This window comes from Paraburkholderia tropica, assembly GCF_900109265.1.
GTDB lineage: Bacteria > Pseudomonadota > Gammaproteobacteria > Burkholderiales > Burkholderiaceae > Paraburkholderia > Paraburkholderia tropica.
In genome coordinates this window covers 1-18,336 of sequence record NZ_FNZM01000003.1, presented here as the reverse complement: position 1 = coordinate 18,336, position 18,336 = coordinate 1, and the positions used below count along the sequence as shown (strand labels likewise).

Here is an 18,336-nt window from a genome sequence, read left to right as displayed (position 1 = left end):
TGAAGACATGAAGGAGACAAACATGAAGCAGCGAAATAGCACGAATACGCCGCCGATTCCCGCGACCTGCGATGTGCTCGTGATCGGCGCGGGCGCGGGCGGACTCTCGACGGCCATCACGGCGCGCAAGGCGGGACTCGACGTGGTCGTGGTCGAAAAAGCCGAAGTTTTCGGCGGCACGACGGCGTTTTCGGGCGGCGTGCTCTGGATTCCGGGCAACCGTCACGGCATGCGTTCCGACGCGCGCGAAGCGCCGGACACACGCGAAGCCGCACGCACGTATCTGCGCGGCGAACTCGGTGCGTTCTACGATGAAGACGCGATCGAAGCGTTCCTCGAACACGGTCCGCGCATGCTCGAATTCTTCGAACGCGAGACGGATGTGCAATTCGCGCCGACGCTTTATCCCGACTATCATCCGGATGCGCCCGGCGGCGTCGATGTGGGACGCTCGGTGGTCGCCGCGCCATACGACGCGAGTCGCCTCGGCCGCGATCTCGCGCGTCTGCGGCCGCCGCTCCGGAGCATTACCTTTGTCGGCATGATGTTCAATTCGTCCAATGCCGATCTCAAGCACTTCTTCAACGCCATGCGCTCGCTGGCGTCGGCGTGGTACGTGGCGAAGCGGCTCGGATCGCATCTGAGGGAACTGGCGATACACGGACGCGGCGTGCAGGTCACGAGCGGCAACGCGCTGGCCGCGCGCCTTGCGAAGTCCGCGCTCGATCTGCGTATTCCGATTCTCACGGCCACGGCGGCGCGCGAATTGATCGTCGAAGCGGGGCGCGTGACGGGCGCGGTGGTCGAACGCGCGGGCGAGGGCGGGCAGCGGATTGCAGCGCGCCGCGCCGTGGTGCTCGCGGGCGGCGGCTTCTCGCACGACGCTGTGCGCACCGCGCAAACCTACGCGCATCTGCAACGCGGCGGCACGCACGCCTCGCCGGTTCCGGAGGACAACACCGGCGACGGCGCGCGGCTGGCCGAGCGTGCCGGCGTGCGCGTGACGCCGCGTTATCCGCAGCCCGCCGCGTGGATGCCGGTCTCGCGCGTACCGCGCGGCAAGGGCCGCTTCGCGGTGTTCCCGCATCTGCTCGATCGCTACAAGCCGGGCATCATCGGCGTGACGCGTCGCGGCGAGCGCTTCACCAACGAAGCGAATTCGTATCACGACGTGGGCGCGGCGATGATCGAGGCGTGCCGCGGCGACGCGCAGACCGCGATGTGGCTGATCTGCGATCACGCGACGATTCGCCAATACGGCCTCGGCTACGCGAAGCCCGCGCCGGTGCCGCTCGGCCCGATGCTGCGCAACGGCTATCTCGCGAAAGGGCGCACGCTCGCCGAACTCGCGCAGCGCGCAGGCATCGACGCGCACGGACTCGAAGCGACCGTGCGCCGCTACAACGAGCATGCGGTGCGCGGCGAAGATCCCGCGTTCGGGCGCGGCACGACGTCGTTCAACCGCTATCTGGCCGACCCCGCGCAGCGCCCGAACCCGTGCGTCGCGCCGATCGGCGACGGCCCGTATTACGCGCTGAAGGTCGTGATGGGCGACCTCGGCACCTTCGACGGTTTGCGCACGAGCGTGGAGGGCGCCGTACTCGCCGACGACGGCCGCGCCATCGCCGGCCTCTACGCGGTGGGCAACGACCGCGCGAGCATCATGGGCGGCAACTATCCGGGCGCGGGCATCACGCTCGGCCCGATCATGACCTTCGGCTACCTCACGGGCCGCCATCTCGCCGGACTCGACAACGCCGTCGATTCCTCCGCAGACGCTGCGCGCGCGACGCGCGTAGCGGCATGACTTTTCATCAGGCGGAGAGCCGCATGAGCAAGCCTTTTATCGATCACCGCACCTACACGATCCGTGCGCGCGGCATGGCCGAATTCATCGACGTATTCGACCGCCTCGCCATGCCGATCCAGCTGAAGTATCTGGGCGCGCCGGCCGGTTTCTATATGAGCGACATTGGCGCGCTGAATCAGGTCGTGCATCTCTGGGCGTACGAAAGCATCGCCGATTACGACGCGCGCCGTACCGCACGCGATGTCGATCCGCATTGGCCCGCGTATTTGCAGGCGTCCGCGCATTTGATCGTGGCGCAGGAAAGCCGCATCATCCGGCGCGTGGAATTCAAAAGTCTTACGCGTTTTGCGGACTGACTCGCGTAACGACCTGCTTAACAAAGCCGCATTGCTGCTGCATTCGAAAAGGATTGATGCGCGGTGCCGCGTTTATCGCAAGCGTTTCGCGCATTAAGATTGGCACGCGTCGTTCAGGCGATGAACGATGCTGGTCTCCAAACCGACTTGACCTCCGTTTGCGCAAAACGGAGGTCTTTTTTTATCGAATTTATTTCGCGAAACGCAATAGCGCATTGTGCTTTCCGGCGGTAAGGATTTTGCCTGTTTTGGTAATGCTTCATTGCATTGATGCAACGTTAACAAATGTGATTCAGCTCTTATAATCCGCGAGCATTCGATTCAGCGCACTCCTTATTCAAGGCATGCGCGGACCCACAATCGAATAACGAAAAGAGAGAAGAAATGCGAAAACGAAAGCTGCCGGTAGCGGTTCTCTTCGCAGGACTGCTCGCGGGCTCGACGGCGGCGCACGCCGATCAATGGGGCATTCAGTTCGCGGGCGGCGTTGCGGATCATGACGTGAAGAAAGCGGATCTTGGCATCGTGTGGGATCCGGGCTGGCAATGGTGGGCGATAGGCGGCTATCACTTCACCGTGGTAGGTGAAGGACACGTGGCGTACTGGGACACGCGGGAGAATCCGGCGTCGCATGCGAACATCTGGGAGTTCGGTTTTACGCCGGTTCTCCGCTTCGTGAAGAACTCAGGCTTCATTCGCCCGTTCATCGAAGCGGGCGTGGGCGTGCGTCTGCTGTCGCACGTCGACGAAACGCCGGACCGCAGCTTTTCGTCGTCGTTTCAATTCGCGGATATGGTGGGCGTGGGCGCAATCTTCGGCGAGCACCAGAACTATCAGGCGGGCTTTCGCTTCCAGCATCTGTCGAATGCGGGACTCAAGCATCCGAACCCCGGCATCAACTTCAGCCAGGTCTACGTACAGTACAACTTCTGACCGGGCAGGTCCGGTTCGATATCTCGCAGGCGCTTCGCCGCACGGTCGCTCGACTCGTTGCGCGACGCGCCTTTTTCATTGGAATTTCGCTACTCGCATTACCGCCGCGCGGGCGCATTGCAAACATTGCAAGCGCCGTGTTGTTGCGACGTTCGACATCAATCTATTGCGTCATTTGAATCGTAAGCAAAATGTGGGGTGCGCCGCTTACAGAAATGCCATGAAATGCCGATGAAGAAAGGCTTTCGGAATGACCGGTTCATCTCATAAAAACCCGAACTGTTAATTAATGCTTTCAGATGGCTTGTTAATTAACGGAATCGCAACGGTGTATATTCACCAAAAATGCGAACGCGCTACCGTTTGCCTCTATGATTAGTCGCGACGTTTTACCGCAGCTCAGCCATGAGGACAAAATGGATCTAGCCCAAATCCGCCGCGAAGCCTTCGCGATGCCTGTGCACAATCCCGCGTATCCGCGCCCGCCGTTCCGCTTCGTCAATCGCGAATACTTCATCATTTCCTACGAGACCGATTCCGACGCGCTGCGCGCGATCGTGCCGGAACCGCTCACGCCGGAAAACAATCTCGTCCATTACGAGTTCATTCGCATGCCGGACTCGTCGGGTTTCGGCGATTACACCGAAAGCGGCCAGGTCGTCTCGGTGCGCGACCCGCAAGGCCGCCTCGGCAACTACACGCACTCGATGTATCTCGACGACGAAGGCCCGATCGCGGGCGGTCGCGAAATCTGGGGTTTCCCGAAGAAGCTCGCGCGCCCGGTGCTCGCCGTGGACGGCAACGACACGCTGCTCGGCACGCTCGACTACGGCACGCAGCGCATCGCCACGGGCACGATGGGCTACAAGCATCACGTGCTGAACAACGAAGACGAGCGCCGCAAGCTCGCCGACACGCCCAACTATCTGCTCAAGGTGATTCCGCACGTGGACGGCAGCGCGCGCATCTGCGAACTCGTGCGTTTCTATTTGCGCGACGTGACGGTGCATGGCGCGTGGAGCGGGCCGGCCGCGATCGAACTGCATCCGCATGCGCTCGCGCCGGTCGCCGACCTGCCGGTGCGCCGCGTGGTGGGCGCGCGTCACGTGATCGCCGACCTCACGCTCGATATCGGCGAAGTGGCGTACGACTATCTCGCCGAACCGGCCGGCCATGCGAATGCCGCCGCGTCCACGCGCCAGACCGGTCTGGACGAACGCGAAGCCGAACTGGCCTGATGCACTGTGCATTTCTAACATTTGTCTAAACCAATAAGGATTACTTATGTCGTTGCAGAACAAGGTTGCAGTCATCACGGGGGCCGCGAGCGGCATCGGCGAACATTGCGCGCGGACGTTTGCCAGCCAGGGCGCGGCGGTCGTGATCGCCGACCTGAACCTCGCGGCGGCGGGCAAGGTGGCCGACAGCATCGTGTCGGCCGGCGGCAAGGCGCTTGCCGTGGCGATGGACGTGACCAATGAAGAAGCCGTGAACGCGGGCATCGAAGAAGCGGTGAAGGTGTTCGGCGGCATCGACGTGCTGGTGTCGAACGCGGGCATCCAGATCATCAGCCCGGTCGAGGACTTTCCGTTCGCCGACTGGAAGAAGATGCTCGCGATCCATCTGGACGGCGCGTTTCTCACCACCAAAGCGGTGCTCAAGCACATGTACGGCAGCGGCAAGGGCGGCTCGATCGTCTATATGGGTTCGGTGCATTCGCACGAGGCGTCGAAGCTGAAGTCGGCCTACGTGACCGCGAAGCACGGCCTGCTCGGCCTCGCGCGCGTGGTGGCGAAGGAAGGCGGCCCGCGCGGCGTGCGCGCGAACGTGGTGTGCCCGGGCTTCGTGCGCACGCCGCTCGTCGACAAGCAGATTCCCGAGCAGGCGAAGGCGCTCGGCATTTCGGAAGCCGACGTGGTCAGGAACGTCATGCTCAAAGACACCGTCGACGGTGAATTCACCACGCTCGACGACGTGGCGAACACGGTGGCGTTCCTCGCCGGATTCGGGTCGGCGGCGTTGACGGGGCAGTCGGTGCTCGTCACGCACGGCTGGTCGATGCACTAAATCACGCGAGGAGAACGTATGCGCAGCAGCACGAAAATAGACGCAACCGCACGCAAGGAGCGCAAGCCGGTCGAGCTGCCGCGCTACGACGAAATCGCCCTTGTTTTGCAGGGCGGCGGCGCGCTCGGCTCGTATCAGGCCGGAGTGTTCGAAGGGCTCGCCCAGTCGGGCGTGGAACCGCATCGCATCGCGGGCGTGTCGATCGGCGCGCTCAACACGGCGATCATCGCGGGTAACGAACCGGGCAAGCGTGTCGCAGCGCTGCGCGGATTCTGGGAGTCGATCTGCCATCCGCTCGACTGGTTCGGCAACCTCGGCGCACTGGCGCTGCCGCTGTTCGGTCATCAGGCGCTGTCGCGCCGCTGGGCCAGCATGTGGGCCGCGAGCCGCGCGCTTACCGAAGGCCAGCCGGGCTTCTTCGCGCCGCGCCTGCCGCTGCCGGTGGCGGGCTGGCACAAGGCGCCGCCCACGGCCGTGAGCTATTACGACACGGCCGCGCTCAAGGCCACGCTGCAACGTTTCGCCGATTTCGACCGCATCAACGACGGCCCGATCCGCGTGTCGGTCGGCGCGGTGAATGTGCGCAGCGGCAATCTGATCTATTTCGACAACGCGAAGATGCGTCTCGAACCCGAGCACTTCATGGCCTCGGGCGCGCTGCCGCCGGGCTTTCCGGCCGTGGAGATCGACGGTGAGTTCTACTGGGACGGCGGACTCGTCTCGAACACGCCGCTCACCGAAGTGCTGCGCGACGCCGATCACAAGGACACGCTGGTGTTTCAGGTCGATCTATGGAGCGCGAACGGCAGCGTGCCCGCCGACTTTCTCGACGTGGCCGAACGCGCGAAGGACATCCAGTATTCGAGCCGCACGCGCGCGATCACGAACATGCTCGCCGATCGCCAGAAGCACGCGCGTTTCATCAAGGAACTGCTCGAGCATGTGCCGCCCGAAACGCGCCGCGGCGACCCGCTGTTCCGTCTCGCCGAGCGTGTGGCCGACGGTTCGTCGATCAACGTGGTGCATCTGATCTACAAGAACAAACCGTATGAAGGCCACTACAAGGATTACGAATTCAGCGTCGATACGATGGAAGAGCACTGGGCGAGCGGACTCGAAGATATCCGCGCGTCGTTTGCGCATCCAGACTGGTTCGCGGTGCCTAGCCGCGAACAGGGTTTTGTCACGCACGATATCCATCGCCGCGCTGGCGAAGTGCCGGAGTCGGACCGCGACGAACTGACGACCGGCGCGAGCGGCCAGACCGAAACGCCGCGCGTGACGGCTTGATCGTTCGAGGCAGGCAGCGGGCGCGCGAACTGTCGCGGGAACCGCTGCCTGCCTCACGCGGCGAGCGAAGTCTCGCGCGCCGCGTGCCAACCCTGCTGCATGTCGTAGCCCGACGGCTGCTGATAAACGCGCAAGCCGAACTCGGGCAGCACGGCAATCAGGTGATCGAACAGGTCGGCCTGAATCGCCTCGTAATCGCTCCACTTCGTGGTGTTGGTGAAGCAATAGAGTTCGAGCGGAATGCCGTCGGCGCCGCTCGCCAGTTGCCGCACCATGCAGGTCATCTCGTGATGAATCTGCGGATGGCGTTCGAGATACGCCTGCACGTAGGCGCGGAACGTGCCGAGATTGGTGAGCTGCCGACGGTTCGCCGCGCAGTCGGCCGCGCTGCCGAGCGCACCATTGAACTGCGTCAGTGCGTGGCGCTTGTCGTTCAGATAATCGGTGAGCAGCGTGAGGCGTTCGAGCCGCGCGATTTCGCCGGCGTCGAGAAAACGCACGCTCGTTGCGTCGAGCATGAGCGCGCGCTTGATCCGCCGCCCGCCCGATTCCGTCATGCCGCGCCAGTTCTGGTAGCTCTCGGTGATGAGCTTCCACGTCGGAATCGTGATGATGGTGTTGTCGAAATTCACCACTTTCACGGTGTTCAGCGTGATGTCGACGACGGTGCCGTCCGCGCCCGAGCTTGGCATCGTGATCCAGTCGCCGATGCGCAGCATGTCGTTCGACGAAAGCTGCACGCCCGCCACGAGCCCGAGCAGCGTGTCCTTGAAGATCAACATGAGCACCGCCGACATCGCACCGATGCCCGAGAGCAGCAGGCCGATCTGCTTGCCGGTGGCGTCGCCGATCACGACCAGCGCCGCGGTGATGAACATCACGAGCTTGACGAGTTGCATCGCGCCCTTGAGCGAGAGGCGCGGCTGATCCTGGCGCGCGGTGCGATGACTGTGTTCGAGCGCGGAGAGCGTGGCGCTGATCGTCATCGTGACGAGGAAGACGATCAGCGCGAAGACGATCTTGTCGGCGAGTTGCAGCGCGTTGTCGGGCAGACCCGGCACCAAGCCGAGACCGAGCTTGATGACGACGAAGGGCGCGACGCGGCTGAGCCAGGTGAACGCGCCGAATTCGAACAGGGCGTCGTCGATGCGGGTGGTGGAGCGCCGCGCCAGACGCGCGACCACGCGGAACAGCAGGAAGTGAGCGATGGCGGCCACGGCGAAGGCGGCGGCCAGCAAGACGAGCGCGCCGACCAGCGGCGCAAACCAGATTTCATGCACGGTCATGGGGTAATGCGGGTTCCTTTTTCAAGCGTTGAAACAAGCGTTCAAACACGCGCCGCGCGCGGCGCCTGCCCTGCGGGCAGACCCGTAGGGTACTTGAAAGGGACATCGCGTGCGAGTCGGGGCTCCGCGCGCCGCGTGCGCCTCGCTCACAGGCGCAGGCGCACGGCAGGCCGCATCGATCAGATAAACGGCGGCTCGCTCTGCCAGTCGAAGAAGTCCGGCATGTCAGTGGAAACGCGATTGGGGAACGCCGCCGCGCGCTTGTCGAGGAACGCGCTCACGCCTTCGGCCGCATCCGCCGAGCGCCCGCGCGACTGGATCGCGCGGCTGTCGAGGCGGTGCGCTTCCATCGGATGCTGCGCGCCCGCCATGCGCCAGATCATCTGCCGCGCAATGGCGGCGGACACCGGCGCGACGTTGTCGGCGATCTCGCGGGCGAGCGCGTAGGCCGCGGGCAGCAGGTCCTCCGCGGCGTGAACGGAGCGCACGAGCCCGCGCGCCAGCGCTTCCTGCGCGCTGAACACGCGTCCTGTGAAACACCATTCGAGCGCCGACGAGATGCCCACCACGCGCGACAGAAACCACGACGAAGCCGCTTCGGGCGTGATGCCGCGCCGCCCGAACACGAAGCCGAATTTCGCGTCGGCGGACGCGAGGCGGATGTCCATCGGCAACTGCATGGTCACGCCGATGCCGACCGCCGCGCCGTTGATCGCGCCGATCACCGGCTTGAGGCTGCGGAAGATGCGCAGCGCGACGCGGCCACCGCCGTCGCGATGCACGGTGTCCACGCTCGTGCCGAGGCGTTTCGCGTAGTCGAAAGTTTCGCCGCCCGAGGACAGGTCCGCGCCCGCGCAGAACGCGCGTCCCGACCCGGTGACGATCACGCAGCGCACGGCGTCGTCGGCGTCGGTGGCGTCGAAGGCGGCGATCAGCTCCTGCATCATCGTCGCGGTGAATGCGTTGAGTTTTTCCGGCCGATGCAGCGTGATCGTGGCGATGCCGTCCTCGACCGCGTAGCGCAGCGTTTCGAATTGCGGCAATTGCGGTGCGTTCATGACGGTTCCTCCACGCGATGCGGCGTGGCCGCGACGAAGCGCGGCGCGCGTTGCTCGACGTTCGCGAGCACGGCTTCACGCTGATTCGCGCCGCCGATCAGCGCATCCTGCTCGACCGATTCGGCGATCAGCGTGGCCGCCGCGTCGCCGCGCGAGGCCACGTGCAACAGACGCTTCGCGGCGCGGATCGCGTCGGGGCTTTTCTGCGCGATCTCGCGCGCCGTTTGCAAAGCGAGCGCAAGCGGATCGTCGCTCACGCGCGTGGCGAGACCGATCTCGACGGCCTCCGGTCCTGCCACCACACGCGCCGTATAGATCAGCTCGCGCAGACGGTCGTCGCGCACGAGGTCGCGCGTGAGCACCATGCCGCCCATATCGGGCACGAGGCCCCACTTCATTTCCATCACGGAGAGCCGCGCGTCGGGCGTCACGTAGCGCATGTCCGCGCCCAGCGCGAGTTGCAGCCCGCCGCCGAACGCCACGCCATGCACGGCCGCGATCACCGGCACCGGCAGCTCGCGCCAGAGCGTGCAGATGTACTGGAAGTCGTTGCTCAGCCCGCGCGTGCGCACGGCGATGGGCGTCGTGCGCGTGGTCTGCGCGAGCGCGGCCATGCTTTGCATGTCGAGGCCCGCGCAAAACGCCTTGCCGTTGCCCGAGAGCACGACGGCGCGCAGATCGGCTTCGCTCGCGAGCCGCTCGCCCGCGGCGATGAGCGCCGCGAACAGGCCGGGGTTCAGCGCGTTCATCTTTTCCGCGCGATTGAGCCGCACGTCGGCGACGCCGTCCGCGATGGCGATCTGCACGAGTCCTTCGCCGCTCTCTGCGCCTGCTGCGTCTACTTTACTGCCTGGATTCATTGCCCTTGCTCCTTGAGTGAAGATTCGCGCGTCACCACGTATCGACGAAACGCCGCTTCGCGTCGTGCGCCGCCGCCGTCGAACCGTTCGCGGGCGGCGGGCTCGCGTTGAGTCCGCGCATGAGCCAGCGGCGCGTGTCGGCGGGATCGATCACGCCGTCGATTTCGAGGAAACTCGCCATGTTGATGGCCTTGCCGTTGCGATACGCGTCGGCGACCATGCGTTCGAACAGCGCTTGCCGTTCGGCGGGATCGTCGATGGCCGCGAGTTCCTTGGCGTAGCCGAGCCGCACCGCGCCTTCGAGCCCCATCGCGCCGAACTCGCCGCTCGGCCACGCGATGGTGAACAGCGGCGCGTGGAAGCTGCCCGCCGCCATCGCCTGCGCGCCCAGCCCGTAGCCCTTGCGCAGCACGACGGTGAAAAACGGCACACGCAGGCTCGCGCCCGCGACGAACATGCGCGATACGTGGCGCACCGTGGCCTGCTTTTCCGAATCGGGGCCGACCATGAAACCGGGCGTGTCGCACAGCGAGACCAGCGGGATGCCGAAGGTGTCGCACAACTGCATGAAGCGCGCGGCCTTGTCGCCCGCCTGCGCGTCGATCGCGCCGCCCAGATGCATCGGATTGTTGGCGAGCAATCCGAACGGCTTGCCTTCGATGCGCACGAACGCGGTGATGAGGCCCGGCGCAAAGTCGCGACGCAGTTCGAGCGCGGAGCCGGTGTCGGCGAGCGTGTCGATCACGCGGCGGATGTCGTAGACGCGCAGCCGGTTCTCCGGAATCGCCTCGCGCAGCAGCCGCTGATCGGCGCAATCGCCATCGCCTTCCTGTGCGAATGACGCAAACGGCCCCTGAAAATACGAGAGATACTGCTTCGCGACGCGCACGGCGGCTGCTTCGTCGTCGACCAGAATATCGATCACGCCGTTGGGCGACTGCACGCTGGTCGGGCCCACTTCCTCGGGCGAAAACTTGCCGAGGCCGCCGCCTTCGATCATCGCCGGACCGGCCATGCCGATGCTCGCGTTGCGCGTGGCGATGATCACATCGCAGCAGCCGAGCAGCGCCGCATTGCCCGCGAAGCAGCGTCCCGACACCACGCCGACGAGCGGCACCTGGCCCGAGAGCCGCGCCATGCTCGCGAAGGTGCGGCAGTCGAGGCCCGCGACGCCCACATGGTCGGTGTCGCCGGGACGCCCGCCGCCGCCTTCCGCGAATAGTACGAGCGGCAGCCGCCATTGCTCCGCGAGTTGCAGCATGCGGTCGGTTTTCTTGTGGCTCATCATGCCCTGCGTGCCCGCGAACACCGTGTAGTCATAGGCGATCGCCATGCAGCGCGCGGCCTGTGCGCCGAAGCGCGCGGCGTTCACGGTGCCGATGCCGGCGATCAGGCCGTCGGCGGGACTCTGCGCGATGAGCTCGTCGAGCGGACGGCGGCCGCGTTGCGCCGCGAGCGCAAGCGCGCCGTATTCGACGAAGCTGTCGGCGTCGAGCAGATCGTCGAGATTTTCGCGCGCGGTGCGCTGGCCGGTCTTGCGCCGCTTCGCGACCGCGTGCGGACGGCGTTCGTCGCGCGTGAGCGCATGGCGTTCGAGCACTTCGGCGAGGTCGGCGCGAATGTGCGCGAGGTCGCGGCTCGCTTCGGTCTCGATGCCGGCCGCGGCCACCTCGGCGGGTTCGATGAACAGCAGCGGCGCGCCTTCGAACACGCTGCCGCCCGGTTCGAGCGCGAGCGCGCGCACGATGCCGCTTTGCGTGGCCTGCACGACGAACTCCATCTTCATCGCTTCGAGCACGGCGACTTGCTGGCCGACGGCGACAGCGTCGCCGGGCTGCACGTCGAGGCTCACCAGCACGCCCTGGCTCGGCGCGACGAGCGGCACGCAGCCTGGCGGCGCGCTATCTGCGCTTTGTGCATCGATGTTGGATGGCGAATGCGCGCCGCCCGGCTGATCGGCGCGGAAATGCAGCTGCGGGTGCGCCTGCCCGCCCGACGCGATCAGTTCGCCGATATGACGTTCGATGAAGCGCGTATCGATGTCGTAGCCCGGCAGTTCGGGGCGCTGCAACACCGTCTGCAGAAACGGCAGCGTGTTCGCCACGCCTTCGAGCCGGAATTCGCTCAGGCCGCGATACGCGCGGCGCAGCGCGCCTGCGAAGTCGTCGGCGTGCGCGATCACTTTCGCGAGCAGCGAGTCGTAGCTCGGGCTCGTTGTGTAGCCGGCATAGCCGTAGCCGTCCACGCGCAGGCCCGCGCCGCTCGGCGGCTCGTAGGCGCTCAGCGTGCCGCCCGCCGCGCGCGCGCTGCCGTCGGGCTGCATCGTTTCCAGATTGACGCGCGCCTGCACCGCGAAGCCGCGCACCGGCGGCGGATCTTGCAGCCGGAGGTCGGCGAGCGTCGCGCCTTCGGCGAGGCGCAACTGCGTGCGGACGAGATCGACGCCGGTGACGGCTTCCGTCACGCAATGCTCGACCTGCACGCGCGGATTCGCCTCCATGAACACGAAGTCGCCGCGCGCGGTATCGACGAGAAATTCGAACGTGCAGATGCCGCGATACTGCACGGCGCGCGCGAGCGTGAGCGCCGCGTCGATGATCTTGCGCCGCAACGCGCCGTCAAGATGCGGCGCGGGCGCGATCTCGATCACTTTCTGATGACGCCGTTGCACACTGCAATCGCGTTCCCAGAGATGACTCACGTGCGTGCCGTCGCCGACGATCTGCACTTCGACATGACGCGCATGCTCGATCAACCGTTCGACGTACAGCGCGCCGTTGCCGAAGGCCGCGCGCGCTTCCGATTCGCAGCGCGCCCAGGCGTCGGCGAGATTGGCCGCGTCGCGCACGGCGCGCATGCCGCGTCCGCCGCCGCCCGCGAGGGCCTTCACCATGATCGCGCCGTGTTCGGCGAGCAGGGCGCGCGCTTCGTCGAGCGTGGCCGCGCGATTGCTGCCCGCCGCGAGCGGCACGCCGCAGCGCGTCGCGAGTTCGCGCGCGCGGGCTTTGTCGCCGAAAGTGTCCAGCACGAGCGGCGACGGCCCGACGAAGCGCAAACCAGCCGCCGCGCAGGCGCGCGCGAATTCGGCGCTTTCGCTCAGGAAACCGTAGCCGGGATGCACGGCGTCGCAGCCGTTCGCGCGCGCGGCCTCGACCAGTTGCGCGATGTCGAGATACGCGGCGGCGCCGCGTCCGGCGAGCGGCACGGCGAGGTCGGCACGGCGCACGTGCAGCGACTGCGCGTCGTCTTCGGCATAGACCGCGACGCTGCGCAGATTCGCTTCGGCGGCGGCGCGCGCGATGCGCACGGCAATCTCGCCGCGATTGGCGATCAACAGTGAGCGCAGCGCAGCGTGGGGAGCAGGGGAGGCGGAGTTCGTCACAGCAGCTTGTCCAGTTCCTGTTTTCTGACCTTGCCGGTCGCGGTCATCGGCAATGCGTCGATCACGCGGATTTCCGGCACCTTGTAGACGGCCATCGAGGCGCGGCACCACGCGGCGAGTTCGTCGCCGCTCGCTTCGCTGCCCGGTTTGAGCACGACGAAGGCAACCGGCTGCTGGCCGCGCGCGGCGTCCGCCTTGCCGATCACCGCGCTGCCCGCAATCGCCGGATGCTGGCCGAGCAGCGCTTCGAGTTCGCTCGGAAATACGCTCATGCCGTTCACCTTGAGCATTTCCTTGCGCCGTCCGAGATAGCGGATGAAGCCTTCTTCGGTGATCGTTGCGAGGTCGCCGGTATGCAGCCAGCCGTCGCGCAGCGCGTCGGCGCTGGCCGCCTCGCGCTGCCAGTAGCCTTTGAACAGCGACGGCGAGCGCACGCACAGTTCGCCTTCGCCGCCCGGCGGCAGCAGCGCGCCGCTCGCGAAATCGCAGACCTTGAATTCGGTGCCCGGCACCGGCAGACCGACGAAGGTCGGCTGCGCGCGCAGGTCGCGGTCGTCGTCCTGAAGGCCGAGCGTGAAGGTGTCGCAGGTGTGCGTCTCGGTCATGCCGTACGCGAATTCGTAGAGCGTGCAGCCCGTGAGTTCGCGCCAGCGGCGGCGGTAATCGGGCGTGAGCTTCTTGATGAACGAGATCGCGCCCACGCGTTGCAGCGAGCCGTAATCGAAGTCGCGCACGTTTGGCTGATCGAGCACGTCGGCGACGCTGTCGACGAGCATGCCGCAATGCGTCACGCGATAGTGCTGCACGGCGCGCATCCAGGCGAGCGCGTCCCAGCGCGCGAGCAGCACGAGCGCGGCGCCCGCGAATACCGGAAACAGCAGGCCCGCGTTTTCGCCCGCGATCCAGAACTCGGGCAGGAAGTTGAGGAAGACGGTGTGCTCGTCGGTGTGCAGCGCGACCGGCGTGAAGCTCGCGCAGGTGTAGAGCATGTCGCCGTGCGTGTGGATGCAGCCCTTCGGCAAGCCCGTCGTGCCGCCCGTGTAGTTGAGTGCGGCGATGTCGTCGAGTTGCGGTTCGTCGTCGGGCACCGGGCCGTTGGCCGCTTCGAGCGCGGGCAGAAAGTCGATGGCGCGAGCGCTCGTCACCTTGGGCGCGAGCACGATATCGGGCAGCGGCACCGCCGATTGCGCGCCGCGCATCTCGCCCACGCCGGTCGCGATCACCTCGCGCAACGCGCACTCGTCGCGCACCTGATCGACCACGGACAGCAGCTGATCGGCGCAGATCACCACGCGCGCGCCGCTGTCCTTGAGCTGATAACCAAGTTCGAGCGCCTTCGAGAGCGGGCTCACGGGCGCATGCACGGCGCCGAGCTTGAGGATGCCGTAGAACGCCACGTGCATCTGCGGACAGTTGGGCATGAAGACGGCGACGCGGTCGCCGCGCTGCACGCCGAGCGACGCAAGCAGCGCCGCGCAACGGTCGCTCAGGCGGTCGAGTTCGCCGTAGCTGAGCGTGCGGCCATAGAAGTGCACGGCGCGACGTTGCGGCGCGCGACGCGCCCACTCGCGCAGATAGGCCGTCAAAGGCCGCTGGCCGAGCGGATACTGCGGCTCGCGCGGCGCATCGGCGGGCCAGGCGTGCGCCCACTTTCGATGCAGATCGTCCAGATACTCGCGTTCGTTCATGGAAAGCCTCGCGGAACGCACCCAGGTGCGCCGGTTTGCAATGCGCATTGAATCGCGGCGCGGAAACGACACAACCCTGAATCGGTGATTCAGCGCGCCGCGCGGGAGAGAGAGGTCGCCGACCGTCCATGATGTGCACGAACGCACTTTTCTGCGCCTGCTGTTTTTCCCGGTTGACTTTGCCGCACGGTCGTGCGATTTATTTCGATACCCCGAACGCGCACCGCGTTCGCGTCGTTCCATCTGCATCACCCATCAACGTGTGAGAGGAAAGGAGACAGCGCATGGAGTCGAAGAACGTTCCGGAAGTGGCCGAACTGCTGCAGGATTCGCCGAAGAATTGGGGCAAGTGGGGCAGCGACGACGAAGTGGGCTCGCTCAACTATCTGACGCAGGCCGAGGTGTTGCGTGGCGTGGCGTCGGTGCGATCGGGCAAGACCTTCACGCTGCAGATCCAGATGGGGCATCCGAAGGGCGATCCGGTCTGGCCGGGGCGTTCGCAGGCGCGCCGCATGAACGTGATGGACAAGGGCCATTACCTGTGCGGGAAAGGCCCGCTGTTTCCGGGGCTCGCCGAATACGCCGACGACATGATGATCATGTATCTGCAAGGCTCGACGCAGTACGACGCGCTCGGCCACGTCTGGTACGACGATCAGCTCTGGAACGGCTACGACGCGAAGTCGACCATCGGCGGGCTGGAAAAAGCGAGCGTGCTGCCGATCGCCGAGCGCGGCGTGGTGGGGCGCGGCGTGCTGATCGACATGGCGCGCCATCGCGGCAAGGCCGTGCTCGATCCGGGCGAAACCTTCACGCACGAAGACCTGCTCGCGGCTGCGAAGGCGCAGGGCGTGCAGATCGAAAAGCGCGACATTCTGGTGATCCGCACGGGCTGGATCGGTTCGTTCTACGAGCGCGATCAGGCCGAGTTCTATCAGAACTTCGTCGAGCCGGGGCTCACGTACAGCCGTGAACTCGTCGAGTGGTTCCATCGCATGGAGATCCCGAATCTCGTCACCGACACGATTGCAAACGAAGTCACCGTCGATCCCGTTTCGGGCGTGGCACTGCCGCTGCATAACGCGCTGATGCGCAATCTGGGCGTGACGCTCACCGAAATCGCGCAACTCGATCCGCTCGCCGCCGATTGCGCGGAAGACGGCCAGTGGAATTTCCTCTACACCGCCGCGCCGCTGAAAGTGGTGAACGGCAGCGGCGCGCCGGTGAATCCGGTGGTGGTGAAGTAGGCGTAGCATCGCCTGCATCGCTTCCGCTGCGGCATCTTTCGTCGATTGATTGAGAACCGGTCCGCCTGCGCGGCGCCGCGATGCCGTCGTGTCGCGTTGAAAAATCGCCCCGCGGCGGCCGTTTTTTTGCTGGAATTGCTGGAGCGCTCATGACGCCCTATGAAAGCAAACCGTGGCTCGCGCATTACGCGGCGGGTCACGCGGCCACCATCGACCCGCAATACGGCGATGCCCTGAGTCTCTTTCGCGCGGCTGTGGCGCGCGCGCCCGAGCGGTCCGCGCTGCTGTATTTCGACGGCGCGCTCACCTACGCCGAACTCGATGCGCAATCGGATGCGCTCGCCTGCGCGTGGCGCGAACGCGGCATCGCGCGCGGCGAGCGCGTGGCGATCTATCTGCAGAACGTGCCGCAATTCGTGATCGCGCTGGTGGCCGCGTGGAAACTCGGCGCGATTGCGGTGCCGGTCAATCCGATGAATCGTGCGCGCGAATTGCGCGTGCTGCTCGCGGATTCGGGCGCGCGTCTGCTCGTGTGTCATGGCGCGCTGCACGACGAGGTGGTGCGTCCGCTGCTGGCCGAAGAAGACGCGCGCGTGGCGAACGGCGAGATCGCGGCGAGTGCGCGCGTGCACCCGCAGGTGATGACGACTTCGGCGCTCGATTATCAGCAACGCCACGACGAGCGCCTGTTCGCGGGCATGGACCGCGCGCGCGAAACTCAACCGCGCGACGACGCCGAAGACTTCCGCACCGTCATCGACGCGTATCGCGGCCAGACGCCGCCCGCGATCGACCTCCACAGCGACGACGTCGCCATGCTCGTCTACACCTCGGGCACCACGGGCGTGCCGAAGGGCGCGATGAACACGCACGGCAACGTGGCCTTCAACGCGCAGGTCTATCGCGACTGGGTGGGCTTGCGCGAAGGCGCGCCGCTGCTCGGCGTCGCGCCGCTCTTTCATATCACCGGGCTGGTCGGCCATGTGGGCGCGGCCTTCATCTGCGCCGCGCCGCTCGTGCTGGCGTTCCGCTTCGAACCGGGTGTGCTGCTCGACGCCATCGCCGAACACAAGCCGGAGTTCACCATCGGCGCGATTACGGTGTTTATCGCGCTGATGAATCATCCGCGCGCAACGCGCGAACACTTCGCCTCGCTGCGCCGCATCTATTCGGGCGGCGCGCCGATTCCGCCGAGCGTGATCGAAGCGTTCCGTTCGCGCTTCGGCCACTACATCCACAACGGCTACGGTCTGACCGAAACGAATTCCCCCACGCACGTCGTGCCGGTCGGCAGCGAAGCGCCCGTCGATGCCGCGTCGGGCACGCTGGCCATCGGCGTGCCGGCGTTCAACGTGGAGTCGTATATCGGCGACGATGCGGGTCAGCCGCTGCCGGCGGGCGAAGTGGGCGAGATCATTTCGCGCGGGCCGATGATCGTGCCCGGCTACTGGAACAAGCCGCAGGAAAGCGCGAAGGCGATCGTCGACGGTTACTTCCGCACCGGCGACGTGGGCTTCATGGATGCGCAGGGCTGGTTCTATCTCGTGGATCGCAAGAAGGACATGATCAACGCGGGCGGTTACAAGGTCTGGCCGCGCGAAGTGGAGGACGTGCTGTACACGCATCCGGCCGTGCGCGAGGCGGCCGTGGTGGGCGTGCCGGACAGTTATCGCGGCGAGACCGTGAAGGCCGTGGTGAGTCTCAAGCCGGGCGCGAATGTGACGCCCGACGAGCTGGCCGCATACTGCAAGGAACGCATGGCGGCGTATAAATATCCGCGCATCGTGACGATCATCGACGAGTTGCCGAAGACCGTGACGGGCAAGATTCTGCGCCGCGAATTGCGGGGTTGAAACCGCGTTGAGACCTCGCCAATAGGTCTGGGCTATGACCGGTAGAGTTAATCGATAGTGGCCGATTTCGCTGATCCCACGTGTAATGCGTCAATCGTGCAATTCGAATGATGCAATGGAGGAGATCGAAAGTGAAAATCGTGGTGCCGGTCAAACGCGTGGTCGATTACAACGTGAAGGTTCGTGTGAAGTCGGACGGCACGGGCGTGGATGTCGCGAACGTCAAGATGTCGATGAATCCGTTCGATGAAATCGCGGTCGAGGAAGCGGTGCGCTTGAAAGAAGCGGGCATCGCGACGGAAGTGATTGCGGTTTCGGCGGGCGTTTCGCAGGCGCAGGAAACGCTGCGCACGGCACTGGCGATTGGCGCGGATCGCGCGGTGCTGATCGAATCGAATGAGGAATTGCAACCGTTGGCTGTTGCGAAGCTTTTGAAAGCGCTCGTCGATAAAGAGCAGCCTTCGCTGGTAATTCTCGGCAAACAAGCCATCGACGACGATTCGAAT

14 protein-coding genes are annotated in these 18,336 nt (G+C 65.6%); 9 read left to right on the top strand and 5 right to left on the bottom strand.

What is annotated here, in order from left to right; translation table 11 throughout:
- Positions 1 to 22 precede the first annotated feature (22 nt).
- The 6 genes from BMY06_RS04660 (at position 23) to BMY06_RS04635 (ending at position 6,456) form a co-directional block, all read left to right on the top strand.
- Positions 23 to 1,807 carry an FAD-dependent oxidoreductase gene (locus BMY06_RS04660; RefSeq protein WP_074981793.1) on the top strand — a complete coding sequence of 595 codons (1,785 nt, stop codon included), beginning with the start codon at positions 23 to 25 and terminating at the stop codon, positions 1,805 to 1,807.
- 23 nt (positions 1,808 to 1,830) lie between these two features.
- Positions 1,831 to 2,166, top strand: a complete 336-nt coding sequence (locus BMY06_RS04655; protein WP_074982156.1) for an NIPSNAP family protein — start codon at positions 1,831 to 1,833, stop codon at positions 2,164 to 2,166.
- A gap of 384 nt (positions 2,167 to 2,550) precedes the next feature.
- On the top strand, positions 2,551 to 3,099 hold the full coding sequence (locus BMY06_RS04650; RefSeq protein ID WP_065061482.1) for an acyloxyacyl hydrolase: 549 nt from the start codon (positions 2,551 to 2,553) through the stop codon (positions 3,097 to 3,099).
- Positions 3,100 to 3,515: 416 nt separating this feature from the next.
- Positions 3,516 to 4,337 (top strand): acetoacetate decarboxylase, encoded by an 822-nt coding sequence (locus BMY06_RS04645; protein ID WP_080180891.1) that lies wholly within the window; start codon positions 3,516 to 3,518, stop codon positions 4,335 to 4,337.
- Between the two features lie 46 nt (positions 4,338 to 4,383).
- The gene (locus BMY06_RS04640; protein WP_065061481.1) at positions 4,384 to 5,166 is read left to right on the top strand and encodes a 3-hydroxybutyrate dehydrogenase; all 783 of its coding nucleotides are present in this window, start codon (positions 4,384 to 4,386) and stop codon (positions 5,164 to 5,166) included.
- Positions 5,167 to 5,184: 18 nt separating this feature from the next.
- Positions 5,185 to 6,456, top strand: coding sequence for a DUF3734 domain-containing protein (locus BMY06_RS04635; RefSeq protein WP_065061480.1), 1,272 nt, complete (start codon positions 5,185 to 5,187; stop codon positions 6,454 to 6,456).
- A 53-nt stretch (positions 6,457 to 6,509) separates the two neighbouring features.
- On the opposite strand, the gene BMY06_RS04630 is transcribed toward BMY06_RS04635, so the two are convergent.
- From BMY06_RS04630 to BMY06_RS04610, 5 genes are all read right to left on the bottom strand, one after another.
- Entirely contained in the window at positions 6,510 to 7,742 is a 1,233-nt protein-coding gene (locus tag BMY06_RS04630) for a mechanosensitive ion channel family protein (RefSeq protein WP_074981791.1), read from the bottom strand.
- Between the two features lie 179 nt (positions 7,743 to 7,921).
- Positions 7,922 to 8,800: a crotonase/enoyl-CoA hydratase family protein gene (locus tag BMY06_RS04625; RefSeq protein ID WP_074981789.1), complete on the bottom strand. Its 879-nt coding sequence runs from the start codon at positions 8,798 to 8,800 to the stop codon at positions 7,922 to 7,924.
- Positions 8,797 to 9,660: a crotonase/enoyl-CoA hydratase family protein gene (locus tag BMY06_RS04620; protein WP_074981788.1), complete on the bottom strand. Its 864-nt coding sequence runs from the start codon at positions 9,658 to 9,660 to the stop codon at positions 8,797 to 8,799. Before BMY06_RS04620 ends, BMY06_RS04625 begins: the two co-directional genes overlap by 4 nt.
- Before the next feature lie 31 nt (positions 9,661 to 9,691).
- A complete protein-coding gene (locus BMY06_RS04615; RefSeq protein ID WP_244144265.1) occupies positions 9,692 to 13,042 on the bottom strand; it encodes an acetyl-CoA carboxylase family protein in 3,351 nt (1,116 codons plus the stop codon).
- On the bottom strand, positions 13,039 to 14,730 hold the full coding sequence (locus BMY06_RS04610; protein ID WP_074981786.1) for an AMP-binding protein: 1,692 nt from the start codon (positions 14,728 to 14,730) through the stop codon (positions 13,039 to 13,041). Before BMY06_RS04610 ends, BMY06_RS04615 begins: the two co-directional genes overlap by 4 nt.
- Before the next feature lie 284 nt (positions 14,731 to 15,014).
- Between BMY06_RS04610 and BMY06_RS04605 the strand changes: the two genes are divergently transcribed.
- The 3 genes from BMY06_RS04605 to BMY06_RS04595 all read left to right on the top strand — a co-directional run.
- Entirely contained in the window at positions 15,015 to 15,977 is a 963-nt protein-coding gene (locus BMY06_RS04605) for a cyclase family protein (protein WP_074981784.1), read from the top strand.
- A 149-nt stretch (positions 15,978 to 16,126) separates the two neighbouring features.
- Positions 16,127 to 17,830, top strand: a complete 1,704-nt coding sequence (locus BMY06_RS04600) for a class I adenylate-forming enzyme family protein (protein ID WP_074981782.1) — start codon at positions 16,127 to 16,129, stop codon at positions 17,828 to 17,830.
- A 131-nt stretch (positions 17,831 to 17,961) separates the two neighbouring features.
- The coding region (locus BMY06_RS04595; RefSeq protein ID WP_143064405.1) for an electron transfer flavoprotein subunit beta/FixA family protein at positions 17,962 to 18,336 on the top strand (375 nt) is incomplete at its 3' end.